General features: G+C 69.4%; 23 protein-coding genes. 11 read left to right on the top strand and 12 right to left on the bottom strand.

What is annotated here, in order from left to right; all coding sequences use genetic code 11:
• Position 1: 1 nt before the first annotated feature.
• The 4 genes from cobO to mqo form a co-directional block, all read right to left on the bottom strand.
• Positions 2-616: a cob(I)yrinic acid a,c-diamide adenosyltransferase gene (gene cobO, locus ABZV58_RS08000; protein WP_354999422.1), complete on the bottom strand. Its 615-nt coding sequence runs from the start codon at positions 614-616 to the stop codon at positions 2-4.
• A 42-nt stretch (positions 617-658) separates the two neighbouring features.
• Complete coding sequence (locus tag ABZV58_RS07995) at positions 659-2626, bottom strand: magnesium chelatase subunit D family protein (RefSeq protein ID WP_354999849.1); 1968 nt, start codon at positions 2624-2626, stop codon at positions 659-661.
• 250 nt (positions 2627-2876) lie between these two features.
• Positions 2877-3326 carry a GNAT family N-acetyltransferase gene (locus ABZV58_RS07990; RefSeq protein WP_141809591.1) on the bottom strand — a complete coding sequence of 150 codons (450 nt, stop codon included), beginning with the start codon at positions 3324-3326 and terminating at the stop codon, positions 2877-2879.
• Between the two features lie 18 nt (positions 3327-3344).
• A complete protein-coding gene (gene mqo, locus ABZV58_RS07985; RefSeq protein ID WP_354999421.1) occupies positions 3345-4853 on the bottom strand; it encodes a malate dehydrogenase (quinone) in 1509 nt (502 codons plus the stop codon).
• A gap of 297 nt (positions 4854-5150) precedes the next feature.
• Between mqo and ABZV58_RS07980 the strand changes: the two genes are divergently transcribed.
• Positions 5151-6215, top strand: a complete 1065-nt coding sequence (locus tag ABZV58_RS07980; RefSeq protein ID WP_354999420.1) for an alpha/beta hydrolase — start codon at positions 5151-5153, stop codon at positions 6213-6215.
• Here ABZV58_RS07980 and ABZV58_RS07975 read toward each other — a convergent pair.
• The 3 genes from ABZV58_RS07975 to ABZV58_RS07965 are packed head-to-tail and all read right to left on the bottom strand — an operon-like array spanning position 6195 to position 8366.
• A complete protein-coding gene (locus ABZV58_RS07975) occupies positions 6195-6758 on the bottom strand; it encodes an alpha/beta hydrolase (RefSeq protein ID WP_354999419.1) in 564 nt (187 codons plus the stop codon). The two genes, ABZV58_RS07980 and ABZV58_RS07975, sit on opposite strands and share 21 nt — an antisense overlap.
• Before the next feature lie 56 nt (positions 6759-6814).
• Complete coding sequence (locus ABZV58_RS07970) at positions 6815-7087, bottom strand: hypothetical protein (protein WP_354999418.1); 273 nt, start codon at positions 7085-7087, stop codon at positions 6815-6817.
• Positions 7088-7133: 46 nt separating this feature from the next.
• Entirely contained in the window at positions 7134-8366 is a 1233-nt protein-coding gene (locus tag ABZV58_RS07965; RefSeq protein ID WP_354999417.1) for a serine hydrolase, read from the bottom strand.
• A 118-nt stretch (positions 8367-8484) separates the two neighbouring features.
• On the opposite strand from ABZV58_RS07965, the gene ABZV58_RS07960 reads away from it, so the two are divergent.
• Positions 8485-9174, top strand: a complete 690-nt coding sequence (locus ABZV58_RS07960) for an LppP/LprE family lipoprotein (RefSeq protein ID WP_354999416.1) — start codon at positions 8485-8487, stop codon at positions 9172-9174.
• A gap of 86 nt (positions 9175-9260) precedes the next feature.
• Here the strand turns inward: ABZV58_RS07960 and ABZV58_RS07955 are convergent, their stop codons facing one another.
• Both ABZV58_RS07955 and map read right to left on the bottom strand, forming a co-directional pair.
• Positions 9261-10832, bottom strand: a complete 1572-nt coding sequence (locus ABZV58_RS07955; RefSeq protein WP_354999415.1) for a cobyric acid synthase — start codon at positions 10830-10832, stop codon at positions 9261-9263.
• A gap of 43 nt (positions 10833-10875) precedes the next feature.
• A complete protein-coding gene (gene map / locus ABZV58_RS07950; RefSeq protein ID WP_354999414.1) occupies positions 10876-11739 on the bottom strand; it encodes a type I methionyl aminopeptidase in 864 nt (287 codons plus the stop codon).
• 115 nt (positions 11740-11854) lie between these two features.
• Here map and ABZV58_RS07945 point away from each other — a divergent pair, with 115 nt between their 5' ends.
• Positions 11855-12865: an LLM class flavin-dependent oxidoreductase gene (locus ABZV58_RS07945; protein WP_354999413.1), complete on the top strand. Its 1011-nt coding sequence runs from the start codon at positions 11855-11857 to the stop codon at positions 12863-12865.
• Between the two features lie 4 nt (positions 12866-12869).
• On the opposite strand, the gene ABZV58_RS07940 is transcribed toward ABZV58_RS07945, so the two are convergent.
• Complete coding sequence (locus tag ABZV58_RS07940) at positions 12870-13637, bottom strand: GntR family transcriptional regulator (protein WP_354999412.1); 768 nt, start codon at positions 13635-13637, stop codon at positions 12870-12872.
• A gap of 97 nt (positions 13638-13734) precedes the next feature.
• Between ABZV58_RS07940 and ABZV58_RS07935 the strand changes: the two genes are divergently transcribed.
• The 7 genes from ABZV58_RS07935 to ABZV58_RS07905 all read left to right on the top strand — a co-directional run bounded on the left by ABZV58_RS07935 (position 13735) and on the right by ABZV58_RS07905 (position 20487).
• A complete protein-coding gene (locus ABZV58_RS07935) occupies positions 13735-14862 on the top strand; it encodes a TIGR03364 family FAD-dependent oxidoreductase (protein ID WP_354999411.1) in 1128 nt (375 codons plus the stop codon).
• 10 nt (positions 14863-14872) lie between these two features.
• Positions 14873-15562 (top strand): phosphonatase-like hydrolase, encoded by a 690-nt coding sequence (locus tag ABZV58_RS07930; RefSeq protein WP_354999410.1) that lies wholly within the window; start codon positions 14873-14875, stop codon positions 15560-15562.
• Between the two features lie 56 nt (positions 15563-15618).
• The gene (locus tag ABZV58_RS07925; RefSeq protein WP_354999848.1) at positions 15619-16680 is read left to right on the top strand and encodes a 2-aminoethylphosphonate ABC transporter substrate-binding protein; all 1062 of its coding nucleotides are present in this window, start codon (positions 15619-15621) and stop codon (positions 16678-16680) included.
• A gap of 1 nt (position 16681) precedes the next feature.
• Positions 16682-17902, top strand: a complete 1221-nt coding sequence (locus ABZV58_RS07920) for an ABC transporter ATP-binding protein (RefSeq protein ID WP_354999409.1) — start codon at positions 16682-16684, stop codon at positions 17900-17902.
• Between the two features lie 175 nt (positions 17903-18077).
• A complete protein-coding gene (locus tag ABZV58_RS07915; protein WP_354999408.1) occupies positions 18078-18971 on the top strand; it encodes a 2-aminoethylphosphonate ABC transporter permease subunit in 894 nt (297 codons plus the stop codon).
• Between the two features lie 2 nt (positions 18972-18973).
• Positions 18974-19771: an ABC transporter permease subunit gene (locus tag ABZV58_RS07910; RefSeq protein WP_354999407.1), complete on the top strand. Its 798-nt coding sequence runs from the start codon at positions 18974-18976 to the stop codon at positions 19769-19771.
• 101 nt (positions 19772-19872) lie between these two features.
• Positions 19873-20487 (top strand): DUF4126 domain-containing protein, encoded by a 615-nt coding sequence (locus ABZV58_RS07905; protein ID WP_354999406.1) that lies wholly within the window; start codon positions 19873-19875, stop codon positions 20485-20487.
• A gap of 237 nt (positions 20488-20724) precedes the next feature.
• Here ABZV58_RS07905 and ABZV58_RS07900 read toward each other — a convergent pair whose 3' ends face one another.
• Positions 20725-21084 (bottom strand): DUF4254 domain-containing protein, encoded by a 360-nt coding sequence (locus tag ABZV58_RS07900; RefSeq protein ID WP_354999847.1) that lies wholly within the window; start codon positions 21082-21084, stop codon positions 20725-20727.
• A 619-nt stretch (positions 21085-21703) separates the two neighbouring features.
• Between ABZV58_RS07900 and ABZV58_RS07895 the strand changes: the two genes are divergently transcribed.
• The gene (locus ABZV58_RS07895) at positions 21704-22192 is read left to right on the top strand and encodes a PaaI family thioesterase (RefSeq protein ID WP_354999405.1); all 489 of its coding nucleotides are present in this window, start codon (positions 21704-21706) and stop codon (positions 22190-22192) included.
• A 9-nt stretch (positions 22193-22201) separates the two neighbouring features.
• Here the strand turns inward: ABZV58_RS07895 and ABZV58_RS07890 are convergent, their stop codons facing one another.
• Positions 22202-25159, bottom strand: a complete 2958-nt coding sequence (locus ABZV58_RS07890; protein ID WP_354999404.1) for a protein kinase — start codon at positions 25157-25159, stop codon at positions 22202-22204.
• Positions 25160-25294: the final 135 nt, after the last annotated feature.

Genomic DNA, 25294 nt, shown 5'->3' with positions numbered 1-25294 from the left:
TTCACCATTCGATACCCCGCTGCCCCTTGCGCCCCGCGTCCATCGGGTGCTTGATCTTGGTCATCTCGGTCACCAGGTCGGCAGCGTCCATCAACGCCTGCGGCGCGTCGCGGCCTGTGATGACGACGTGCTGGTTACCCGGCCTGTCGACCAGCGTATGAACCACCTCGTCCACGTCGACCCAGCCCCACTTGAGGGGATACGTGAACTCGTCGAGCACGTAGAAGCGGTGCTGTTCGGCGGCGAGCCTGCGAGCGATCTCCCGCCAGCCCGCCAGCGCGGCGGACGCGTGGTCCTCCTCGGTGCCGTGCTTGCGGGTCCACGACCAGCCCTCACCCATCTTGTGCCACTCGACGGCGCCGCCCGCGCCGGTCTCCTCGTGCAGCCGCCCGAGGGTGCGGAACGCCGCCTCCTCGCCGACCTTCCACTTCGCGCTCTTCACGAATTGGAAGACGGCGACGTCGAATCCCTGATTCCAGGCCCGCAGCGCCATCCCGAACGCCGCGGTCGACTTCCCCTTGCCGGGACCCGTGTGCACCGCGAGCACCGGCTGGTTGCGCCGCTGCCGCGTGGTCAGTCCATCGTCCGGAACCGTCTCCGGCACACCCTTGGGCATCGAATCTCCTTGTGCCTCGTGCAACTGATCGGAGCGGCGAGATCAGGCGGCGCGCGCCGAGCCGCCGCCGGATCCGGTGCGAACGATGTCCGCGACCGCCGAGCCGGTCAACTCGGCGAGCCGCACGTAGCCGCCGCCCAACGCGCCAGCCAACTCGGTCGCCAGGCCGAGCCGCACCATGCCACGCTCACAGTCCACCACCATCGCGGTGACCGCGTCCTTGGCGAGCATTGCGGCGGCGGCACGGGCCCGCGGCACCGGATCGACTCCGCCCGTGGCGCGTCCGTCGGTGAGCAGCACCAGCATCGGGCGACGACGCGGGTCACGCACGCGCTCGCGCTGAATCACCTCGCGCGCCTTCAGCAGTCCCGCCGCGAGCGGGGTCTTGCCGCCGGTGCGCAGGCCCGCGAGGCGGCGGACCGCGATGTCGACCGAGGACGTCGGCGGCAGCACGAGTTCGGCGTCCTGGCCGCGCACGGTGATGACGGCGACCTTGTCGCGGCGCTGGTAGGCGTCGCGCAGCAGACTGACCACCGCGCCGGTGACGGCGGAGAGCCGGTCCCTTGCCGCCATGGAGCCGGACGCGTCGACCACGAAGACGACCAGATTGCTCTCGCGCCCTTCGCGATACGCCCCGCGTAGGTCCTCGGCGGCGAGTGCGAGCGGGCCGTCCACCCGGCCACGGTCGTGCTGGTGCGGCGCGGCGGCGAAGACGGTGCCGAGCAGATGCAGACCCGCGGTGGTCTCGGTGGTGGAGCGGACGACCCGGCCGTGCCTGGTCTGGGCGCGAGACCGGCGGCCCGGCGCGCCCTCGCCGACTCCGGGGACTTCCCAGCGCGGCGGCTTGGCGGCACCGAGATTCGGTGTGCCGGTGCGCCCTTCGCGCGGCGCGGGTCCGCCGCCGGGGCCTTCGGGTGGTGCGTCGGGTCCGTCGTCCGGATCCTCGGGGCCGCGATCACCCTCGGAATCGGCCGAATCGCCGTCGAATTCCGTTGGCGGTGCGGGCTCCTCGGCACGGTCGGCCTCGGCGGCCGCTTCCTTCATGGCTTCGTCGAGTTGTTCTTCGCTGATGCCCGGCTCGTCGAACGGGTCGCGCCGACGGCGGTGCGGCAGTGCGAGTTCCGCGGCGATCCGCACGTCCTCCTCGGTGACGGCATCGCCGCCGCGCCAGGCCGCGTGCGCGGTCGCGGTGCGTGCCACCACGAGGTCGGCGCGCATGCCGTCGACGTCGAAGGACGCGCACAGGGCCGCGATCCGCCGCAGCTCCACGTCGTCGAGGGCGACCTCGGGGAGCCGGTCGCGCGCGGTGCGGATGCGGTCGGCGATCTCCCGGTCGGCGGCGGCGTAGCGGGTCGCGAATCCCGCCGGATCGGCCTCGTAGTCGAGCCTGCGGCGCACCACCGCCATCCGCACGTCGACATCGCGCGAGGCGGCCACATCGACGGTCAGCCCGAACCGGTCCAGCAGCTGCGGGCGCAGCTCGCCCTCTTCCGGGTTCATGGTGCCGACCAGCACGAAACGCGCGGGATGCGAATGCGAGACGCCATCGCGTTCGATGTGCACGCGACCCATGGCCGCGGCGTCGAGCAGCACGTCCACCAGGTGGTCGTGCAGCAGGTTCACCTCGTCGACGTAGAGCACGCCGTGGTGCGCGGCCGCAAGCAGACCTGGCCGGAACGCCTGCTCGCCGTCGCGCAGCACGCGCTCCAGGTCGAGCGAGCCGACGACACGGTCCTCGGTGGCGCCGACCGGCAGCTCGACCAGCCGCGCGGGCCGCGCGCCCGTCTCGTCCACCACCGGCGGCAACAGATGCGCCAGCGCGCGCACGACGGTCGACTTCGCGGTCCCCTTCTCACCGCGCACCAGCACGCCGCCGATACCGGGATGCACCGCGCACAAGATCAACGCCAGCTGCAGGCGCTCCTGCCCGACCACCGCGGAGAACGGAAACCCTGCCTCGGCGTCTACACGGGGCGAGCGGGACGACGGAGCGGTCTCTACACGGGACAAGGACACGCCACTAGCCTAGGCACGCCGGTCCGTCCCAAGGAGACCCACCCCGCCAGCGACTCCGATACACGGCCATCCGCCAGTCGGCCACCGCCGGTACCCGATGGAGGTACACGTTGTCGCCCGACGGCTGCCTGGACCGAGACACACACGGCCTGCGTCGAACCCCCGCACCATCCACGCACTCCCGACCACCTCCGAGGCGAGTCTTACGAGCCCGTTCGCGCGCGCCAGCGCGCCAAAGACACAGCTACCCGCGCCGCATCGGCATGTGCATGATCCCGTCGTCCTCGAACTCCTCGCCGTCCGGCTGGAAGCCGTGCTTGGCGTACATGTCGACGAGGTAGGTCTGCGCGTTCAGCCGCACGGTGGCCGAGCCGACCTCGGCGAGCGCTGCCTGCAGCAGGCGGGTGGTGTAGCCGTGGCCACGGGCCGGGACGGCGGTACAGAGGCGGCCGATGCGGAACGACTTGACGCCGTTCTCGTGCTCCTCCAGCAGGCGCAGGGTGCAGATGACCTCACCTTCGTCGTCGAGCCAGAAGTGCCGCGTTTCCGGAAGCAGATCGAGTCCGTCCAACTCCGGGTAGGCGCACTTCTGTTCGACCACAAAGACTTCGACGCGAAGTTTCAACAGCTGATACAGGGTCGCCGTATCGAGATCCTGCGCCCATGACCGTTTGAGAGCAACCGTTGACATCATCGCGCCTTGCTATCACACCTACGGCGTCAGCGCGACCCCTGCGTGCTTGGGCGTGTTCGCGTTGGTGAGGTTGAGCGCCTTGTTGGTCCAGTCCCACACCTCGTGGAACAGGGCCTTGTCCTCGGAGAGCTTCACGCCGAGCGACGGGATCATCTCCCGTAGGCGCGGGGTCCAGTCGGCGTACTCGCGCGGGAAGCAGCGCTGCAGGACGTCGAGCATGGCGGTGACGCAGGTGGACGCGCCCGGCGAGGCGCCGAGCAGACCCGCGATGGAGCCGTCCTTGGCGGCGATGACGGCGGTGCCGAGCTCCAGCACGCCGCCGACGCCCTTGCGGCGGATGATCTGCACGCGCTGACCCGCGGTGATGAGTTCCCAGTCGCGGCCCTCGGCCCGCGGGATGAACTCCTCCATGGTGTAGACCTTGCCGGACTGCGACTTGAGCAGCTCGGAGACCAGGTACTTGACCAGCGACATCTCGGTGAGACCGACGCCGAGCATGGGCGCGAGGTTACCGGCGCGGATGGACTTGAACAGGTCGGTGTTGCTGCCGTCCTTGAGGAACTTCGGGGTCCAGCCCGCGTACGGGCCGAACAGCAGCCCCGGCTTGCCGTTGATGACGCGAGTGTCCAGGTGCGGCACGGACATCGGCGGGGCGCCGACGGCGGCCTTGCCGTACACCTTGGCCTCGTGCTTGTCGATCAGGGCCGGGTTGGTGCAGCGCAGGAACTGGCCGCTGACCGGGAAGCCCGCGAAGCCCTTGATCTCCTTGATCCCGGACTTCTGCAGCAGCGGCAGCGCGCCGCCGCCCGCGCCGACGAAGACGAATTTGGCCTCGATGGTGCGGGTCCGGCGGGTGCGCACGTTGCGGACCCGGACCTTCCAGCTGCCGTCGGACTGCTTGTCGAGGCCGAGCACCTCGTGGCCGAAGGCCAGGTTCGCGCCGGTGGCGCCGAGGTGGGCGAGCAGCTCCTTGGTGAGCGAACCGAAGTCGATGTCGGTGCCGCCGTCGGTCCAGTTCAGCGCGACCGGATCGGAGAAGTCGCGGCCCTTGGCCATCAGCGGCAGCCTGCGGGCGAACTCGTCGGGGCTGTCGATGTACTCCATGCCCTCGAACAGCGGGTGCGGAGCCAGCGCCTCGTAGCGCTTGCGCAGGTACTGCACGTCGTCGGCGCCGTGCACGAAGCTGACGTGCGGGATCGGGTTGATGAAGCGGGACGGGTCGCCGAGCACCCCGTTCTCCACCGCGTAGGCCCAGAACTGGCGCGAGACCTGGAAGCGCTCGTTGATGTCGATGGCCTTGGTCACGTCGACCGAGCCGTCGGCGTTCTGCGGGCTGTAGTTCAGCTCGCACAGGGCCGAGTGTCCGGTGCCCGCGTTGTTCCACGGATCGCTGCTCTCCGCCGCCGCGGCGTCCAACCGCTCGAACAACGAAATCGACCACTCCGGCTGCAGCTGACGAAGCAGCGCGCCGAGAGTGGCACTCATGATCCCGGCACCGATGAGTACTACATCGGTCTTTTCAGTCATGGCAGCGTTCGGCACGGGTAGATCGACTTCCTTGTCACTTCTGGCGCGGCCACCGGCACGGTGGTTTGCCTGGGCACGGGCGCTATGTGGTTGTTGCGACGGGGCGCATTGCAATTGTTGCGAGCCTGGCGTGACTCGGCGGTCGATAAGGTTACCCGCCGTTCACCTATCGCCAATTGTGCACCTCGAGGGATCGCATTCCGGCAACGAACCCGGCGAATGTGACGTAGATTCCTCCCTCCTTCCAGGTCGTGCGCGATCTTCATTCCGGGCCGGACCTCGCCTACATTGGGTCTCGTGACGAACGAAACCTCGCTAGACGTGTCCGAGATCACGGAGCAGACGGGGAGCAAGTGGCGGCCGGATGTCTTGGGAGCGGGGTACGAGCAGCGGTCCATCCCGCTGGGCCCGGATCCGGACGGTGAAGGCGACATCTCGGCGACCCTCGTGCGCTATCTCCCCGACTCCGGCGCGGCGGCCACCGAGTGCGCCGTGATCTACGTGCACGGCTTCACCGACTACTTCTTCCAGCAGCACCTCGCCGAGCATTTCGCCGCGCGCGGTCACCGCTTCTACGCACTCGACCTGCGCAAGTGCGGCCGCTCGCTGCGCGACGGGCAGAGCCCGCACTACGTCACCGATCTCGCCTTCTACGACGAGGAGCTGAACGAGGCGCTGCGCATCGTCAAGGAGGAGGCAGGCGAGCAGGTGCTGCTGGTCGCGCATTCCACCGGCGGTCTGATCATGCCGCTGTGGCTGGACCGGCTCAACCGGACCGCGGGCGTCGCCGCCTCGGGCATCGTCGGGCTGGTGCTGAACAGCCCCTGGTTCGACCTGCAGGGCCCGTCGTACTACCGGACCATCGGCACGCCGATCATCGGCGCGCTCGGCCGGTTCCGTTCGATGCTGGAGATGCCGGGCTCCGCGATCAGCACCTACGGCGACAGCCTGCACAAGAGCGCCTCGGGCGAGTGGGACTACAACCTGGACTGGAAGCCGCTGGCCGGTGCGCCGGTGCGCTTCGGCTGGCTACGCGCGATCCGCCGCGGCCACTTCCGGCTGCACCAGGGCCTCGACATCGGGGTGCCCGCGCTGATCCTGCGGTCCAGGTTGACCAAGTTCATGCGCAAGTACGGCCCGGCCGCCGACGTGGCCGACACCGTGCTGGACGTGAAGCAGATTCAGCGCTGGTCCGGCTGCCTCGGCGATCGCACCAACATCGTGCCGATCGAGAACGCCCGCCACGACGTGTTCCTCTCCGCGGCCGAGCCGCGCGCCAAGGCGTTCGAGGAGATGGACAACTGGCTGGACTGGCTGGCGGTGTACCGGCGCAAGGCCGAGTCACCAGAGGCTGGTGCGTAGCACGATCTCGGTGGCCAGTTCGTGGTCGGCCTCGGTGGCCACGTTGTCGACGTCGACCTGCACCACGCGGAACTCGCCGTAGACGAAGCGTCCCGAGGCGTCGGCGACCGTGCGCGGCAACCGCTTGGTGACCAGCACGGTGACCGGAAGCTCGAGCGGACGGCAGCCGGGGTCGACGACCACACCGTCGGCTCCGGCGGCCGCCGGGTGGCCGCGGTCGGCCACCACCAGGCTGATGAAACGTCCGAACGGGCCGGAACAGGTCTGCCAGGCCACCGTCGCACCCTCGCCGCGCCCGGCGACGTGCGCGTAGGGAACGTTCAGCTGGTCGAGGATGGCGTGCACCGCCGCGGGATCGAGGCCCTCGACGGACTCGACCACCAGGGTGCGCAGATCGGAAGTGTGCAGCCGCGCGGCGACCTGGTCGTACACGTCCACCGGATCGCCCGCATCGGGCAAGAGCAATACCGTGTGCCGTGATTCCGGGCCGTCGACCCGCACGGTCCAGGACCGGTCACCGACCGTGATCCGCCGAGACTCCATGTCCGAGTACGCTACACCGCCGCTACCCGCTCCGACGGCGTGTCCGGACGACCGGCTCACACCAGCAATCGCATCCCGGTGGTGGTCGCTGCCGTCGGGTTCAGCGTCACGGTGAGATCGCACCCCGCCTCGCGGCCCAGCTGCTCGACGAGCGCGTCTTCGAAGTCGGCTCCGTCGGCGCAGCGCCGCAGGGCCTGCCGCACGGTGTCGGCCCGCTCGACCACGATCTCGGCGGAAGCGAGCAGGCCGAGCATGATCTCGGTGACGGTCTCGGCGTCCAGCCCGTACCGGCGACGCAGCGCCCGATGGATCTCGGTCAGCGCGACCATCGTGACGTAGCCGGGGCGGTTCTTGCTCAGCCCTGGCCAGGACGGTTCAGGGTTCGTGGCGCGGGATCGCCGCCGAGATCTGGGCGACCAGTTGCCAGGGGCGGTTGGTGTCGCCCGTCGCCTTGCCACTCGTGAGGATGGCGCCGGAGAGCCCGCGGGCGGGGTCGGCCCAGCCGTACTGGGTGGTGAGTCCACTACGGCCGAAATGGGTTTCGGTGTGGCGGCCGAACTTCGAACGGCTGCCGCCGAGTTCGTAACCCGCCGCGCTGACCCGGCCCGCCGCCCCGGGTATCCGGCTCGCCGGGCGCACCGCCGCGTGCAGCGTCTCCGGTCGCATGATCCGGACGCCGTCCAGTTCCCCTCCGCGCGCGAGGATTTCGTAGAAGCGGGACAGTTCGTAGGCGGTGGTGACCAGGTTGCCGGACGGCAGTTCCGCGGTGAGGAACGCGCGGGTTCCCTCGTCGTTCATCCCGCCACCCATGCCGCCGCCGAGTGCCTTGCGCGCCAAGAACTTCCACACCCGCGACGGACCGGGACCGACCGGCACGCTCGGCACCACCTGGTCGACTTCCTCGGGCCGCACCCCGAAGTTGGTCCAGCGGAAGCCGAGCGGCGCGAGCACCTGCTCGTGCAGGTGATCCCGCATCCTCCTCCCCGTGGCCCGCTGCACCAGAAGCCGCTGGATCAAACCGCTGGTCAGCGCGTGGTACACGCGAAAACGACCGGGCGGCCAGCTGGGCCGGAGATCGGCGAGCGCCCGCACCGCCAGCTCCTCGTCGACCACCAGCTGGTAGCCCCGATACGGCGCGGTCACGAACGGCACGCCCGCCGAATGCGACAGCACGTCGCCGATCGTGATGCGCTCTTTGCCGTTGGCGGCGAACTCCGGAATGTATTCGCACACCGGGTCGTTCAGCGCGAACGCGCCCTGCTCGACCAGCATCGCCATCAGCGCCGCCGAGACGCCCTTGGCGGTGGAGAATCCGCAGAACGGCAGATCCGGCGTCGCGAGCACCCGCGCCACCTCCGGACCGTCCCCCGGCCCGTTGCCCCACCCGTGCCCGATCGCCCGGTTCAGCAGGATCTTCCCGTCGCGCCGCAGGCACACCTGAATCGCGGGTGTGGTTCCCAGCCGGTACCAGGCGCGCACCGACTCCCACACGGCGTCGATCGCGGCGCGGCTCACCCCGGCATCGGCCGGATCGTCTTCCGGGCCGGTCGTCGTCACCGAATCCAGATCCGCGGCGACCGTCACCAACAAACCAGCGGGCGTATTCACCCTGCCAGCCTAACGATGCCCCGATTTCCTCTGTCTAACGTGCCGATAGCGCCCCGCGATGGAACAAGAGAGCGTGCGATGGCACGGTCGCGACAGAATCGAGGGGACGATGAACCACATGGTTCGCATAGCCGCGCTGATAGCCACCGCGGCCGCACTGGCAGCAGGCTGTAGCAGCGACGACTCGGGGCAATCCACGCCGAGTACACAGCGGACGACGGTGGGGGCCGCGTCCACGCCCGGCGGAACGACCGCGCCCGCGGCGCCCAGTCCGCAGGCGCCCGGCGGAGCAGCCACACCCGAGCCAGGGACGAGCCCACCGCCCGCCGCGACACAAGCGCCGCAGCAGCCCGACCCGTCCACCCCTGTCGTCACCACGCCCGCGCCGACCGACGACATCAGCGGCCCCGGGCGCTGCGTCGACCCCGCCTCGGCGGGTGTGCGCACCGCGCTGGCCGGACTGGGCGAAGGCTGGCATGCCACGCAGGCCTCGACCGACCAGCCGGGTAGCTGCGGGCAGTTGCTGTGGGTGCGAGCCGTGGGCGGAAATTCGGCGGGCGCGCCGATCCACGTGATGTTCTTCCACGACGGAAAGTACCTGGGCACAGCGACTTCCGAAGCCTACGCGTTCACGCACGTGGCGGGCTCGAACGGCAACTCGGTCAGCGTCCAGTACAAGTGGCTGGTGGCCGACGAGCCGTTCGCCGCGCCGCAGGGCGGTCCGGTCACGATCACCTACACGTGGACCGGTTCGGGTGTCGCCATGAGCGACCCCCTGCCGAACGAGGTCACCCAGCCGCACCGCTAGCGGTCGGGGACGTTGGCGGCAACGCCGCGCCCAGTCGTCGCGCCCACCACTCGGCCGGGACCGTGGGCCGGGTGGCAGGCCTCGTCCTAGCGCCGATCCGCTACGTCGGGCGCGTCGAGACTCGAGGTGAGCGTGGGCATCGCGCCGGGCGCGCCCTCGGCGATCAGCCTCTCGAGCAGGTTCGTGTCGAGGTGGTTCTCCATCAGATCCGCGAGCAGATCCAGTTGGGCGGTCCGCACGGCGGCGACCGAAGTCGCTTCGGCGGCAACGAAACCCGCGCGGCCCGCCCGGCGGGCGACTTCGCGCAACCACGCGCGGCGGAAGTCGTCGGATTCCATCAGTCCGTGCAGGTGCGTTCCCCAGATCGCGCCGCGAACACTGCCCTCCGGCTCCCCCGCCGCCACGAGCCACGCGGGATCGCCGCTGCGCGTCACCCGACCGTGGTGAATCTCGTAGCCGTGCAACGGAATACCTTCGGTCCCGAGAGACCTGAGGGGGTCCGCCGCACCGTGACCTTCGCTGCGACGCAACACCTTCGGTTCGGCGAACTCGACGTCCAGGTCGAGCAGGCCCAGTCCGTCGACCGTGCCCGCCGCCGATTCCACGTCGTCGACGATGCGGCGGCCGAGCATCTGATAACCGCCGCAGATGCCGAGGATGGGCCGTCCGGCCGCGGCGCGCTCAGCGAGGGCGGCACCGATTCCGCTGCGGCGCAACCAGTCCAGATCCGACACCGTCGACTTGCTGCCGGGCAGCACCACCAGGTCGGCGTCGGCCAGCCGGGAGGGATCGCGCACCCAGCGCACCGCGACGCCGGGTTCGCAGGCCAGCGCCTCGACGTCGGTGGAGTTCGAGATGCGGGGCAGCCGGATGGCGGCGACCGTCAGCCATTCCGTGCCCGCGGGTGTGGCCGGACGACCGACCGGTGCGTCGGCGATGGTGCCGAGCGAGTCCTCGGCGTCGATCCACAGTTCTTCGGCGAACGGGACGACACCGAGAGTGGGTCGCCCGGTCAGCTCGGTGAGCCGGTCGAGGCCCGGCCGTAGCAACTCGACGTCACCGCGAAACTTGTTGATCACAAAGCCCGCGATGAGCCGCTGGTCGTCGGGTTCCAGCACCGCCAGCGTGCCGAACAGATGCGCGAGCACTCCGCCTCGATCGATGTCGCCGACGACGAGCACCGGCAGCCCCGCGGCCTCGGCCAGCCCCATGTTCGCCAGATCGGTAGCGCGCAAGTTGATCTCGGCGGGCGATCCGGCGCCCTCGCAGATCACCACGTCGAATTCGGCTCGCAGCGCGTCGAGTTCGGCCGCGACGACCGCGCGCAACTCCTGCCGGTGCCGGAAATAGTCGGCCGCGCCCACGGTGCCGACTGCCTTGCCGCGCACCACGAGCTGCGAGCGACGGTCGCTGCCCGGTTTCAACAGCACCGGGTTGAACCGCACGCTGGGCTCCAGACCGCAGGCCTGCGCCTGCAACGCCTGCGCGCGTCCGATCTCGCCGCCGTCCAGCGTGACGACCGAGTTGTTGGACATGTTCTGCGCCTTGAACGGCGCCACCCGCACGCCCTTCCTGGCCAGCATGCGGCAGATCCCCGCCACCACAACGCTTTTCCCGGCGTCGGAGGTGGTGCCCGCGACGAGCAGCGCGCCCTTCATCGGGCCCGCTCCCGCCCGTGGAGAGCGGGGCCGCGGCGGGCGCTCACGGCAGGGTGAGGATTTCCGCGCCGGTGTCGGTGACGACCAGGGTGTGCTCGAACTGCGCGGTCCACTTGCGGTCCTTGGTGACCACGGTCCAGCCGTCGTCCCAGATCTCGTAGTCGATGCCGCCGAGGTTGATCATCGGCTCGATGGTGAAGGTCATGCCGGGCTCGATGACCGACTCCACGGCGGGCTGGTCGTAGTGCAGGATCACCAGGCCGCTGTGGAAGGTGGGGCCGACGCCGTGGCCGGTGAAGTCGCGCACCACGCCGTAGCCGAAACGGTTGGCGTAGGACTCGATGACGCGCCCGATCACGTTGAGCGCCCGGCCGGGACGGACCGCCTTGATGGCCCGCATGGTGGCCTCCTCGGTCCGTTCCACCAGCAGCCGGACCTCCTCGTCGACGTCACCGGCGAGGAAGGTCTTGTTGGTGTCGCCGTGCACGCCGTCGATGTAGGCGGTGACGTCGATGTTGACGATGTCACCGTCCTCGATCACGGTGGAGTCCGGAATGCCGTGGCAGATCACCTCGTTCAGCGAGGTGCAGCAGGACTTCGGAAAGCCCTTGTAGCCCAGCGTCGACGGGTACGCGCCGTGGTCGCAGAGGAATTCGTGGGCGACGCGGTCCAGTTCGTCGGTGGTGACGCCGGGCGCCACCGCCTTGCCCGCCTCCTCGAGCGCCTGCGCCGCGATCTTGCCCGCGACGCGCATCTTCTCGATGGTCTCCGGCGTCTGCACCCAGGGCTCGCGCCCCTCGTTGACGGTCTTCTTCCACGCGTACTCCGGTCGCTCGATGGAGCGCGGCACCTCCCGGGTGGGCGAGAGCGTGCCGGGAACGAGGGGCTTACGGGTACGCACGGACATGGGACAAGAGTATCCGCACCCGGCCGACGGTACCCGTCCGCCCGCGTCGAGCCGGAATAGGACCGGACCGCAGTCCGTTTATTCTGGACAACTACTCAGGAAGAGGACTAGAGCTGTGGAACTGGGACTGACGACGTTCGCCGAGCTGTACCCGGCGGGCGACCGGCCCGCGCCGAGCGCGGCGCAGCGGCTGCGCGAGGTGGTCGAAGAGGCGGTGACGACCGAGCACGCCGGGCTGGATGTATACGGCGTCGGCGAGCATCACCGCAAGGACTTCGCCGCGTCGTCGCCCGCTGTCGTGTTGGCGGCGATCGCGGCGCGCACCGAGCGCATCCAGCTGACCAGCGCGGTCACCGTGCTCAGCTCCGACGACCCGGTCCGGGTCTACCAGGACTTCGCGACGCTGGACGGCCTGTCGGGAGGACGCGCCGAGCTGATGGCGGGGCGCGGCTCGTTCACCGAGTCGTTCCCGCTGTTCGGCTACGACCTGGCCGACTACGACGAACTGTTCGAGGAGAAACTGGCGCTGTTGCTGCGCCTGCGCGAGGACGCGCCCGTCACCTGGTCCGGGAAGTTCCGCGCCCCGCTGCGCGACGCGGTCGTCTATCCGCGCACCGAGGACCGGCCGCTTCCGGTGTGGATCGCGGTCGGCGGCAGCCCGGAATCGGTGATCCGCGCCGGGCTGCTCGGCCTGCCGCTGGCCATCGCGATCATCGGCGGCCAGCCCGCGCGCTTCCAGCCGCTGGTCGATCTGTATCACCGGGCCCTGACCGAGGGTGGTCACGAGCGGCAGCCGGTGGCGGTGCACGCGCACGGCTACATCGCCGACACCGACGAAGCGGCCGTCGCCGACTTCTATCAGCCGTACGCGCTGGCCATGAGCACCATCGGCCGCGAGCGCGGCTGGGGTCCGATGACGCGCGCGCAGTTCGACGCGCTGCGTTCGCAGAGCGGCTCGCTGTTCGTCGGAACGCCGGACTACGTCGCCGAGAAGATCGCCGATGTGCGCGACACCCTCGGCCTGGACCGGTTCATGCTGCACACCAGCGTCGGCACGCTGCCGCACGAGAAGGTCCTCCGCAACATCGAACTGCTCGGCGAGAAGGTCGCACCGCAGGTCCGGTGACCGGCTACTTCGACAGTCGCGCTTCGAACGCGATCCGATCGCCGCGATACAGGGCGCGCACCCGCTCGATGGGCGCGCCCTCGTTGTCGACGCTGCGCCGGTGCAGTAGCAGCAGCGGCAGCGCCGTCGTGCATTCGAGCAGGGCGGCCTCGCGCGGGGACGCGAGCACCGTCTCGATGCGCTCGGTGGCGGCGCCGAATTCCACCCCCGAGGCGCGCACGGCCGCATAGAGGGAGGCGGTGGGGTCGTAGCTGTCGCGGAGTCCGGCGAAACGCGACAGCGGCAGGAAGGTGCTCTCCAGTCCGATGCGCTCACCGTCGGCGAGCAGCACTCGCTCCAGATGCATGACCGACGTGCCCGGAGTCACGCCGAGATCGCGCGCGGTGTCGGCGTCGGCGGGGACGTCCTCCCACGTGACCAGGATGCGCCCCGGCACCCGGCCCAGACTCAGCGCGCCCTCGGTGTAGGAGCGCAGCGACAACGGCTGCACCATCTTCGGCCGGGAGACCACCGTTCCGCGCCCCTGCCGCCGAATCCGCCCTTCCACCAACAGATCTCGCAGCGCCTGCCGAACGGTCTCTCGCGCCACCTCGAATCGCACGGCGAGTTCGCGCTCCGAGGGGACTGGATCGCCCTCGGCCAGCTCGTCGATCATCCCCTCCAGCTCGGTGCGCACTCGATACGACTTCGGCAAGCGCTCCGGCAGGACCAATTCGGTGCTCCCGCCGGATGTCTCGCCGCGCCGACCGCGCGTCACCTCCGTTGCTTCCATGGCCGACAGCCTACCCGCAATTGGTCTATACCAATTGTTAACCCGGCGTTCGTTCGGGCAATACCCATCGGTCTAGACCATTGCTCACCATGGGTCCATGCGAGTGGTCATCATCGGAGGTGGAATCCTCGGCACCGCCCACGCCCTTGCCGCGGTCCGCCGCGGACACGAGGTCGTGCAGCTGGAGCGCGAGCCCGAGGCGCGCGGCGCGACGGTGCGCAACTTCGGGCTGGTGTGGGTGTCCGGGCGGTCGGCGACGGAGCTCGACCTGACCTTGCGTTCGCGCGAGCTCTGGGAGGAGATCGGCGGCAGGGTTCCCGGCGTCGGTTTCCGACCGACCGGGTCCATCACGCTGGTGCGCACCCCCGAAGAACTGGCGGTGGCGAGCGCGGCGGCCGCTGGCGACAGCGCCGAGGCACGCGGATTCGAACTGCTCGAGCCGGAGCGGGTGCGTGCGATCAACCCCGCGCTGCGCGGCAAGTATCTGGCCGGACTGCACTGCTCGACCGACGCCGCCGTCGAGTCGCGGCAGGCACTGCCCGCGCTGCGCGCCTATCTCGCGGCCTCCGAACGCTATTCGTTCCACGCCGGTGCCGAAGCGCGATCCGTCACCGACACCGGTTCCGGCGCAACGGTTCTCGACGATCAGGGCCGGGCCTTCCCGGCCGACCTGGTGCTGGTCTGCCCCGGCGCCGCGCACTCCGGGCTGACTCGGGAACTCGTCGGCACGATCCCGGTGCGCCGGGTCCGGCTCCAGATGATGCAGACCGCGCCGCTCGGCGAGCCGCTGACCACCGCCATCGCCGACGGCGACAGCTTCCGCTACTACCCCGGCTTCGCGGGGCCGGAGGTGGACGCGCTCGAACGCGAGCAGTCCCAGACCGCCACCGCGGCCGAGCACCGGATGCAGTTGCTGTGCGTGCAGCGCCTGCACGGCGGACTCACCATCGGCGACACCCACGAATACACCGAGCCGTTCGCCTTCGACGTGGACGAGGCGCCCTACGAGCACCTCACCTCCGTCACCGAAGAACTGCTCGGCCGCAAGCTTCCGCCGATCGTGCGCCGGTGGGCCGGGGTGTACAGCCAGAGCGTCGATGCCGCCGCGATCGTCACCCGGGCCAAGGCCGACGAGCACGTCTGGGTGATCACCGGCTCCGGCGGCCGCGGCATGACCCTCGGCCCCGCCCTCGGCGAGGAAACCGCCGACCTGCTCGGCCTCTGAAGGAGACACGATGCCGGACAACACGATTCAGCTCGCCGTGCTGGACATGGCGGGAACCACCGTCGCCGACGGCGGCTTGGTGCTGCGCGCCTTCGAAGCGGCGGCGACGGCCGCGGGCATGGAAACCGACGGGCTGCGGCGAGAACAGGCGCGCCAGTATGTGCTGGACACCATGGGGCAGTCCAAGATCGCCGTGTTCCGAGCGCTGCTCGGCGACGAGGAACGCGCGCAGGCCGCCAACCGCGTCTTCGAGGACGCCTACGACGCCCTGATCGACGAGGCCGACATCGCGCCCATTCCCGGTGCGGCCGAGGCGATCTCGGCGCTGCGTGACGCCGGTGCGCGGGTCGCGCTGACCACCGGTTTCAGCCGGAGCACCCAGGATCGGCTGCTCGACGCGCTCCGCTGGCGGGACATCGCCGATCTCACGTTGGCGCCCTCCGACGCCGGTCGCGGCCGCCCCTACCCCGACATGGTGCTCACCGCGCTGCTGCGCCTGCGCGTCGACGCTGTCGACCGTGTCGCGGTGCTCGGCGACACCACCAGCGACATCGCCACCGGCCGGGCGGCGGGCGCGCGCATCGTCGCGGGCGCGCTGACCGGCGCGCACGACGAGCGACGGCTGCGTGCCGCGGGCGCCACCCACGTGCTGCCCTCCGTCGTCGAATTCGCCGAACTGATCCGCGCCGAGCGCGCCTGAGCCCTCGTCCCTTCGACCATCGACACCACCAAGCGAAAGTTGCTCCCACCGTGCGTATTTCCCCCACGCGCCTGTCTCGCATCCGGTCCAGGACCGCCCTGCTGGTCGTCACCGCCACCGCCGTCGCCCTGACCGCGGCTTGCGGCGGCACGGGCTCCGGCGGCTCCGACGGGCAGACGGTCACCGTCTACTCCGCCGACGGCCTCGACGCTTGGTACCGGACCCATTTCGAGAAGTTCCGGTCCGAGACCGGTATCGCGGTGAACGTCGTCGCGGCGGGCTCCGGCGAGGTGGTCAACCGCCTCGACAAGGAGCAGTCCAACCCGCAGGCCGACGTGGTGGTCACCCTGCCGCCGTTCATTCAGAAAGCGGACGCCGCAGGCCTTTTGCAGCCACTCGGCGTCGACACCTCGGCATACCCCGCGACCGAGAAGGACCCGAACGGCAGGTTCGTCAGCCTGGCGGGCAACTACCTCGACTTCATCGCCAACCACTCCGTCGACACCTCGAAGCTCACTTGGGACGACCTGCTGAAGCCGGAATACCAAAGCAAACTCCAGTATTCGACGCCGGGCCAGGCCGGTGACGGCACCGCCGTCCTGATCCTGCTGCAACAGCTGCGTGGCAAGGACGGCGCGCTGGAGTACTTGAAGCGGTTGCAGGTCAACAATGTCGGGCCGTCGGCGTCCACCGGCAAGCTGCAACCGAAGGTCGACAAAGGCGAGTTGCTGATCGCCAACGGCGACATCCAGATGAACATGGAGTCGATCGCCTCGAAGGGCTCGAAGTTCGGCATCTTCTTCCCGGCCTCGGCCGACGGCGCCAAGCACACCGTCGCGCTGCCCTACTTCATGGGACTGGCCAAGGGCGCCCCGCACGCGGAGGCCGCCAAGAAGCTGATGGACTACCTGCTCAGCAAGGAGGTGCAGCGGACGCTCGGCCCGGACGCGTTCGCCGTCTCGGCCCGCACCGATCTGGCCGACGCCGCCGCCACCGGCCCCGGCCCGAGCCCGGCCGCGCTGTTGCAGGGCGTCCAGATCGTGCACCCCGACTGGACGAAGGTCCTCGCCGATCTGAACGACGACGTAGCCGCCTACGAGAAAGCCATCGGAGGCTGACATGACCCGCGGCGACACGCTCACCGGAACGTCCACCGCCACAACGGCTGCACTCCACTACGCCGACAGCGAACCCGCCATTGTGTTCGACCGGGTCGGCGTCCGGTACGGAACCAGACGCAAGTCCACCGTCGCCCTGGCCGATTTCACGTTGCGCGTCGCCGCTGGCGAGACCGTCGCCTTGCTCGGGCCAAGCGGCTCCGGCAAGTCGACCGCGCTGAAGGCGCTGGCGGGGTTCGTCCGGCCGACCTCTGGGGCGGTCCGGCTGGCCGGGCGCGACGTCACGAATCTGTCACCGGCCAAGCGCGGTATCGGCGTGGTGGTGCAGTCCTACGCGCTGTTCCCGCACATGACCGTGCACGGCAACGTGGCCTTCGGGCTGAAAGCGCATCGCGTGCCGAGCAATACGATCGCGGATCGGGTGACCGAGGCGCTGACCATGGTCGGCATGGCCGAGTACGGCAAGCGGCTGCCGCGCGAGCTGTCCGGCGGGCAGCAGCAGCGCGTGGCCATCGCCAGGGCGCTCGCCATCCGGCCCAAAGTGCTGCTGCTCGACGAGCCGCTCGCGGCGCTCGACGCCCAGCTGCGCCAGACCATGCTGGGTGAGTTGCGACAGTTGCGGAAAGCGTTGCCGGACACCGCGATGCTGTACGTGACGCACGATCAGGCCGAGGCGCTGGCACTGGCCGACCGGATCGCGGTCATGCGCGACGCCCGCCTCGTCGACGTGGACACCGCCGAGAATCTCTGGCAACGGCCGCCCAGCGATTTCACCGCCGCGTTCCTCGGTGGTGCGAATCTGGTGCCGTGCGTGGTGAATCGGGTTTCCGGCGGCACCGCGCTGGTGACCGCCGGGTCGCACACGCTACGCGCCCATGCGCCCGAGCCCGGCGTCGCCAGGCTGGCGTTGGAACCGGATTCGGCTGCGCTGCTGTGCATTCGGCCGCACACCGTGACTATCGGCGGGTTGTCCGACCGGAACGCGTTGCGCGGTGTCGTGGTATCGAGCGTGTGGCGCGGGCCGGCTACGCGGCTGGAGGTCGGTGTGGACGGAATGCCGGATCCGATCGCGGTCGACGTACCGGGCCGCTCTGCGACGGCTCCCGGCTCCGCGGTCGGCATCCGGTTCCCTGATCCGGCGGGTGTGCTCATCCCGCGACCGGTCGGTGCCGGGCTTACCACTGCGCCAAGTACTTCGGATGAGTCAGGAGCGCGGTCATGAGCGGGCTGGCGGGCGAAGGCACGAGGAGGCCCGCCGCTACCTGCGCAGGTGTTGCGATCGGCTGGCCGCGAGTCCTCCACCGCGGCGCGGCGTCCTCGCGAGGCGGCAGCGGGAGCCCGCTCGGGCTCGCGGTGCCGTCCAGTTGGCCGAACGGCCGTGCGCAGGAGGGTCCGGCATGAGCGCGGTACTGCTCGAACATCCGGTGGACAGGGTCGAGCCTGCACCGGACGCCACGCGGCGGACGTGGCGCGCGCTGCTGTGGACGCTACCGCCGGTGGTCCTGGTTCTCTTGGTCGCCGGATATCCGATCCTGCGGGTGCTCACCGAGTCGACGGTCACCTCGGACGGGCGCGGGACCGAGGTGTGGTCCTCGGTGCTGGGTTCGGAATCGTTCCGAAACGCGCTGTGGCGCACCGTTTCCATCGCGTTCGCCTCGACTGCGGGGTGCGTGGTGCTCGGCGCGTTCCTCGCCATCGTGCTGGCGTTCGTGCCGTTCCCGGGTTCGGCGGTGGTCGGCAGGCTGATCGACACGGTGCTCACCCTGCCCTCGTTCCTGGTGACGCTGGCGTTCACCTTCCTCTACGGCACCGCGGGCGCGCTCAACACGCTCATCGCCGAAATCACCGGACGCGACGCTCCCCTGCTGAATTTCCTCAACACCCCGCTCGGCGTGATCGCCGCCGAGATCACCTTCTTCACGCCGTTCGTGGTGCGTCCGCTGCTCGCCGCGTTCGCCCGGCTGCCGCGCGAACAGCTCGACGTGGCGGCCAGTCTCGGCGCTTCACCGTGGCGGGTGCTGCGCCAGGTCGTCCTCCCGGAGGCCTGGCCCGCCATGGCCGCGGGCGGCAGCCTCGTTCTCCTGTTGACGCTCAACGAGTTCGGCATCGTGCTGTTCACCGGCGCCAAGGGCGTGCTGACGCTGCCCGCGCTGATCTACACCCGCGGCATCGTGACCTTCGACCTGCCGGGCGCGGCGGTGCTCGCTTCGGTGCAGGTGGCGCTTTCGCTGACGCTGTACGCCGCCTATCGATTCGTCTTCGCGCGCCTCACGGCGTGGAAAGGACAGTGATCATGCTGGTGTGGACCCGAACCGGCCGGGCGGTGCTGCTGACGGTGTTCGGTCTGGTCGTCGCGATCGTGTTCGTCGCCCCCATCGCGACCGTCGTCGCGGCGTCGCTGGCCGGGAGCTGGACCGGCCCGCTTCCTTCGGATCTCGGGCTCGCCAATTTCCGGCAGGCACTGTCGGGCGAGGAGGCGGCGAGCCTGTCGGTGAGTTTGCAGACCGCGCTGCTGGCGGGCGCCTTCGCCCTGGTCGTCGGCACTTGGGCCGCACTCGCCGCGCGGGAGGCGCCGACGTGGTGCCGCAGGCTGACCGACGCCGTGTTCCACCTGCCGGTCGCGGTGCCTTCGGTCGCCATCGGCCTCGGCATGCTGATCGCGTTCAACGAGCGGCCGCTGCTGCTGGGCGGTTCCAAGTGGATCGTCATCGTGGCGCACGCGGTGCTGGTGCTGGCCTACGCGTTCAGCGCGGTGTCGGCCGCGCTCGACCGGCTCGACCCGGACTATCAGCAGGCCGCCGAATCCCTTGGGGCCGGGCCGGTTCGGGTGCTCTGCCAGGTGACTCTTCCGTTACTGCTGCCCGCCCTCGGCGCGGCGGCGGGCCTGGCGATCGCGCTGTCGATGGGCGAATTGGGCGCGACCATCATGGTCTATCCCGCTACTTGGCGCACCCTGCCGGTCACCATCTTCGGGCAGACCGATCGGGGGGATGTGTTCGACGCGGCGGCGGGGACGACGGTGTTGGTGGTGGTCACGCTGGTGGCGCTGATACTGCTCGGCAGGGTGAGAGGACGCGCGGCCCTGCGGTGAGTGCGGGGCACCGCGAAGGCGGGCGGCGCCGGGCGGGGTGAAGGGGGCCTTCGGCCGGTTTGCCGCGCCGAGCGTTCCGGGCGCGGCACTAGGATCGAGGTGTGTCCCTGCTCCCCTTGATCTTCACCGCGGGTTGGGCCAGCGGTATCAACGCCTACGCCGTGGTGCTGTTGTTCGGGTTGTTCGGCGTCACCGGGCTTTCCGACGAGGTGCCGGAGGGCCTGCAACGCACCGACGTGCTGATCGCGGCCGGGGTGCTGTTCCTCATCGAGGCGGTGGCCGACAAGGTCCCGTACCTCGACACGTTCTGGGACACGTTGCACACCGTGGTGCGCCCGGCCGCTGGAGCCGTGGTCGCTGCGCTCATCGCGGGCTCCGACGATTCGCTGTCGCAACTGGCCGCGGCGGCGGTGGGTGGCACCACCGCGCTGGTCAGCCACCTCGTCAAGGCCGGGCTGCGGATGGCGATCAACACCTCGCCGGAACCGGCCAGCAATATCGTGACCAGCGCCGTGGAGGATCTCGCCGTCGCGGGCGTCATCACGCTCGCGATCTTCCACCCGGTCGCCGCGGCGCTCGTGGCGGGATTGCTCCTGCTGACCGGCCTCGTTTTGATCATGTTGCTGGCGAGCCGGATTCGCCGCTACCGCCGTCGGCGTCGCGAACGCCGAGCCGGACGGGTGCCCGCGGTAGGCGCGGACGGCAATCGACCGTAGTCGAAGTGTGGCTTGCTTTCGATTGCCACCAGTCGGCTACCGTCGATGTGCGGCAACCACATCCAGCGGGCGTGCCGCGCCAGTCGACCACGCGGCACGCCGGGCGGGGCGCCCCGTTGCGCCCGCCGTCACTACGGGCGGCGACGCTTCCGGGCGGACGCACTGGTCGGATGACATTCCACCCGGGACGTCGCCGTCGTGGCGGTGGCGCGGTAGCCCGTCGGCCGTCGTGAGCAGCTACTGCTCGGGCAGTCGACGCCGGCCTCCGGCCACGTCGGTTACCAAATCAGTGTAGCCGTCGACGAGTTCGGCCAAGTGGTACCAGTGTTTATGGGTGTTGTCACTGCGCGGCCCGTCGACGTCGATGGCCTGGTTCGCGTTCACCCAGCTGCGCGCCATACGGTCGACCACGGCGCCGAGACTCTCGGTGTGCAGTGAGGCGCCGTTGCGATGCTGCGGCATCTCCTGGGCGACCCAGTCGTTGATATCGTCGACGAGTTCCCCACGCCGACAATCTATTTCGGCGACCAGATGGGCGTCGCGCACCTCGGCGCGCCGAGCGTGCAGCTCGGCGAGCGCGTGCGCGGACCGCAACAGCTCGCGGTCTTGGAAGCGCCGTCCCTGAAACGCACACAAAATCTGCGGAGCCGTCGGCAGCACCCCCACCGTCGGCGCGCTCATGCCTTCGCCTCGCTGACGCTCGGCTCCGGCCTGCGCGATGCGCGCTGGCACATGATTCGCTCACTGCGTTCGCTCATCGCCACACCCCTGACTCACCCGACACCAAAGCTCTATATACCAACATCATTGGCTCTCGATTCGGTAATTCCCGCTCATCGGATCGGTTGTTCGTACCCAGGCTAGCTGGATCATGCTCTTACAGATGCAAGAACACAACAGAAAACGCAATATTGCGTTCCCGCTGCGGCGATCAGCTTTCGCGTGCCGTCGGCACATCCCCGGCCATGCAGGTCGGACGGGTTCCAAGCGGGCCCGATGAGCCCAATATCGATGCGTAAGGGGGCTTTCCACCCCGCGATAGGACGAACTCGAGAACCATTGCCAAATCGTGTATCTCGGTCCACTCCCGAGTGCGCAACACTTGAGAGCGACGTCAAGTTCATGTCACGATTCTGGGAGCGACCGGAGCGCGCGGAGTAGCTGCCCCCACAGGACCGGCGGGTGGAGCGTCGGCGGCACGCACAGGAGGAATGCGATGAGTGAACGACAAACGGAAAATCCGGAGTTCGCGCAGATAGTGCAGGCCGTGGTGCTCAGCATGCCCGCGGCGCGGCATCTGGGTTTCTCGTTCGGTCGAGTGGCCCGGGGCGAGGTGGAGATCGTTCAGCCGTATCGCGTCGAGTTGACCGAGCACAACGGCAACTTCCAGGGTGGCGTGATCGGTTCGCTCGCGGACTTCGCCGGTGGATCGGCGGCGGGCACGTTGCTGCCTGCCGGGTGGGTGAATATGACGGTCGACTACACGGTCAAACTTCTCGCGCCCGCGCGAGGTGAAAAGCTGGTGGCGCGCGGGCGGGTCGTGAAGCCCGGTAAGGCGATCACCGTCGCAGCCGCTGATGTCTTCGGCGTCGACCAGGGCGAGGAAACGTGGTGTGCGACATCGTTGGTCACGATGCGCAATATCGAACTCCCCCTCGCCGGAAACCCATCACCGGTGTCCCCCGCGAGTCGTGAAGGTTCGTGACCGCGTTGCTCATCCCTCGCCGAGGGCGTAGGCCACCGCGTCGTCGAGGGTCAGCGAACGGCCCTTCTCGCAGGCGGCATCGTAGGCTTGCGCACCGATCGCGTTACGGACGCGCTGGTCGCACTCCTGATGGAAGACAGGCAGATTCGGAAAGAGGAATGCGTAATTGCCGACGGTGCCACCCATTGCCTCTGCGGCGGACATCATAACCGCGGCAGGCACCGGCTCACTGTCCTCGGCGGCTTTCCAGGCAAGCACCTCCAGATACGACGCGGCGGATCTCGCGTCCCGCAGCCGATGAGTCAGCCGTAGCCCGCGCTCGAGCAGTTCGGCCGCCCGTTCGCGGTCGCCTTTGCGCCAGCTGTCGATGCCGACACTCCACAACGCCCAGGAGCGGATCACCGATTCGCCGTGGGCTTCCGACAATTCGAGGACCCTGAGATTGCAGGCGAGCGCCGCCTGCGCATCGCCGCGTGAGTCGTGTGCTCGTCCGAGCAGTACCAGCGCGGTCGCCTGCGATACGAGATCAGGGCACTTTTCGACGGCACCGCCGAGGAGTCCGGACGCGCGATCGGGATCGCCTCGCAGGAGAGCCGCGAATCCCTCGGCGACGTCGACGAGTGCACGCGCCGAGGGAACTGTCAGCCGCTCGGTCAACGCCCGCGCCTGCTGCGCCCGAGCGGCCGCGGCCTGCACATCACCTTGATTGCCTGCCAGCACACTGGCGTTGAACAGCATTGCGACGCGTTCGAGTGTCGGCTCGTGCGGCGTCGCGGCCAGCGCCCGGTCGAGCCAGCGGCGCCCCTCGCCGAGCAGGCCGCGGGTCGCACAGAACAGGGCCAGGTCGCTGGCCATACGGGATGCGATCTCGGGGGAGTCGGTCACGGCGAACTCGATCGCCTCGCGCAGATTCGGAAGTTCCCGGTCGAGGCGCTCGATCCAACGGATCTGCTGGACGCCGAACCACTCGGCCGCCGCCGCACGGGTCAACCGCCGGTACCACTCGAGGTGCCTGCGACGCAGTTCGAGATGCGCGCCCGCGTCCCGAATTCTCTCGCGGCCGTAGTCCCGCAGGGTCTCGAGAAGCCGAAAGCGGACTACACCGTCCGATTCGGTTCGGATCAGAATCGACTTGTCCACCAACGACATCAACAGATCGATCAGATCCTCCGGATGCTCCGCACCGCAAAGAGCTTCTGCCGCTTCGAGTTCGAAGCTGCTCGCGAATACCGACAGCGACGCCCAGAGCCGCTGCTCGGCCGGAGTGCACAAGTCATAGCTCCAGCCGACGCTCCATGCGAGCGTCTGCTGCCGCTGCGGGGCGCCCCGGCTGCCACGGGTCAGCAGCGCGTACCGGTTGTCCAGCCGCTGGAGAATCTGTTCGAGCGACATGGCGCGCAGCTTCGCAGCCGCCAGCTCGATCGCCAAGGGCAGCCGATCCAGCCGGGAACAAATCCGGGCGACGGTGGCCTCGTTCTTCTCGGTCAGCGCAAACCCCGGCACGGTGGCGGCCGCGCGCTCGGCGAACAGGGTCACCGCGTCGTCCGTCAGCGGGGACAGCGGCAGTACCGCCTCCCCGCCGATGCCGAGCCCTTCCCTGCTGGTGGCCAGGATTCGCAGATCGGGGCAGGCGCGCAGCAGCGTCTCGGCGACTTCCGCCGCGGCCTCGACCACCTGCTCACAGTTGTCGAGCACCAGCAACACCTTGCGGGGACGCAAGTATTCGATCAGCACTGCTTGCAACGGGGTGGCCGCGTCGTCGCGCAGACCCAAGCCGGCGGCGACCACGTCGACCACTGCGGACCCGTCGCGGAGTTCACCCAATTCGACCAATTGCACCCCGTCGGGAAAGGCTCCTTCCGCCTCGACAGCGGCGCGCAGCGCGAGCCGTGTCTTGCCAACCCCGCCCACCCCCGTCACCGTGACCAGCGGGAACGTCGCGAGCAGCTTCTTCAGCTCGGCCAGTTCCGCGCCACGGCCGACGAAACTGGTCAGCTCCAGCGGAATACTCGGCCTGGACCGGAAGCCTGGCCGCGCGATCGGGCGCCGCGCCGGTTGGTCGGGCTCGGCCACGCCCTGGACTGCCGCCTCGTCGAGCGGGAAGCCGAACTTTTCCTGGAGCTGCCGGAGTTGCTCGCCCAACGCGAGGGTCGAGGGGCGGTCGCGCGGATCCCGCGCCATGGCCTTTTCGACGACGGCGGCGACATCGCCGGGGATGCCGTTGTCACGCAGATCGGGGGCCGACTCGGTGGCGATCCGCAGGAACTGGGTCACCACCTGTTCGCCGGTGCGACGCTCGTACGCCGCATGCCCGGTGAGCGCGCAGAACAGCGTCGACCCCAGTCCATAGACATCGGACGCCTCGCTCGGTGGATCACCGCCGAGGATCTCCGGGGCGGTGAACGCGGGCGAACCGGCGAATGTGCCTGCCGCGGTCTCGAACGCCCCGGTGACATACGCGATCCCGAAGTCGGTCAAAGCGGGCTCGCCATAGTCGGAATACAGGATGTTGCCCGGCTTGATGTCGCGGTGCAGGATCCCGGCGCGGTGCGCGGTCTCCAACGCGCCGGCCATCTTCACCCCGAGCCGCAACACATCGGCCAGCGGCAGCGGACCGTGCCTGCGAATGCGCGCCTCCAGTGAACCGCGCCGGTAGTACGGCATCACCAGATAGGGATGACCGCTGGCGGTTTCGCCGATCTGCAGCACGCCGACGATGTTGGGGTGACCCGTCAACCGGCCCATCGCCCGCTGTTCGCGCACGAACCGCTCCCGGTCCTCGTCGAGATGCGCGGTGAGCACCTTCACCGCGACCGTCCGGTCCAGCTCGGCTTGGACGCACCGGTAGACAACGCCGAATCCACCGCGGCCGATCTCGTCGGCCTCGTCGAACCCGGCCGCATGCATCTCCGAGCCGACGGCGGGGCCCACGTCGCGCTGCGTTGTGAAAGGATCGGCCTCCGGCATCGGCTACCTACGATTCACTCCGGGTGCAGGTCCAGCGTACCCACGGCAGCGCGCGATCCGACCTGGCCGGTTTCGAGGCTCGCCGTCGCGGGACAGAGACTCGCCCGGTGCCGACGCCATCCGGGCAATACGACG

The sequence above is a fragment of the Nocardia sp. NPDC004654 genome (assembly GCF_040609595.1).
Classification (GTDB): domain Bacteria; phylum Actinomycetota; class Actinomycetes; order Mycobacteriales; family Mycobacteriaceae; genus Nocardia.
The sequence above is the reverse complement of the archived record's forward strand: the minus strand, read 5'-3'. Positions and strand labels throughout refer to the sequence as shown.

Excerpts from the sequence above, each read along its gene's own strand:
- cobO (WP_354999422.1), bottom strand. The coding sequence starts at position 616 with ATGCCCAAGGGTGTGCCGGAGACGGTTCCGGACGATGGACTGACCACG.
- ABZV58_RS07990 (WP_141809591.1), bottom strand. The coding sequence starts at position 3,326 with ATGATGTCAACGGTTGCTCTCAAACGGTCATGGGCGCAGGATCTCGAT.
- mqo (WP_354999421.1), bottom strand. The coding sequence starts at position 4,853 with ATGACTGAAAAGACCGATGTAGTACTCATCGGTGCCGGGATCATGAGT.
- ABZV58_RS07975 (WP_354999419.1), bottom strand. The coding sequence starts at position 6,758 with ATGGAGTCTCGGCGGATCACGGTCGGTGACCGGTCCTGGACCGTGCGG.
- ABZV58_RS07970 (WP_354999418.1), bottom strand. The coding sequence starts at position 7,087 with ATGGTCGCGCTGACCGAGATCCATCGGGCGCTGCGTCGCCGGTACGGG.
- ABZV58_RS07960 (WP_354999416.1), top strand. The coding sequence starts at position 8,485 with ATGGTTCGCATAGCCGCGCTGATAGCCACCGCGGCCGCACTGGCAGCA.
- ABZV58_RS07955 (WP_354999415.1), bottom strand. The coding sequence starts at position 10,832 with ATGAAGGGCGCGCTGCTCGTCGCGGGCACCACCTCCGACGCCGGGAAA.
- map (WP_354999414.1), bottom strand. The coding sequence starts at position 11,739 with ATGTCCGTGCGTACCCGTAAGCCCCTCGTTCCCGGCACGCTCTCGCCC.
- ABZV58_RS07940 (WP_354999412.1), bottom strand. The coding sequence starts at position 13,637 with ATGGAAGCAACGGAGGTGACGCGCGGTCGGCGCGGCGAGACATCCGGC.
- ABZV58_RS07935 (WP_354999411.1), top strand. The coding sequence starts at position 13,735 with ATGCGAGTGGTCATCATCGGAGGTGGAATCCTCGGCACCGCCCACGCC.
- ABZV58_RS07930 (WP_354999410.1), top strand. The coding sequence starts at position 14,873 with ATGCCGGACAACACGATTCAGCTCGCCGTGCTGGACATGGCGGGAACC.
- ABZV58_RS07920 (WP_354999409.1), top strand. The coding sequence starts at position 16,682 with ATGACCCGCGGCGACACGCTCACCGGAACGTCCACCGCCACAACGGCT.
- ABZV58_RS07915 (WP_354999408.1), top strand. The coding sequence starts at position 18,078 with ATGAGCGCGGTACTGCTCGAACATCCGGTGGACAGGGTCGAGCCTGCA.
- ABZV58_RS07910 (WP_354999407.1), top strand. The coding sequence starts at position 18,974 with ATGCTGGTGTGGACCCGAACCGGCCGGGCGGTGCTGCTGACGGTGTTC.
- ABZV58_RS07895 (WP_354999405.1), top strand. The coding sequence starts at position 21,704 with ATGAGTGAACGACAAACGGAAAATCCGGAGTTCGCGCAGATAGTGCAG.
- ABZV58_RS07890 (WP_354999404.1), bottom strand. The coding sequence starts at position 25,159 with ATGCCGGAGGCCGATCCTTTCACAACGCAGCGCGACGTGGGCCCCGCC.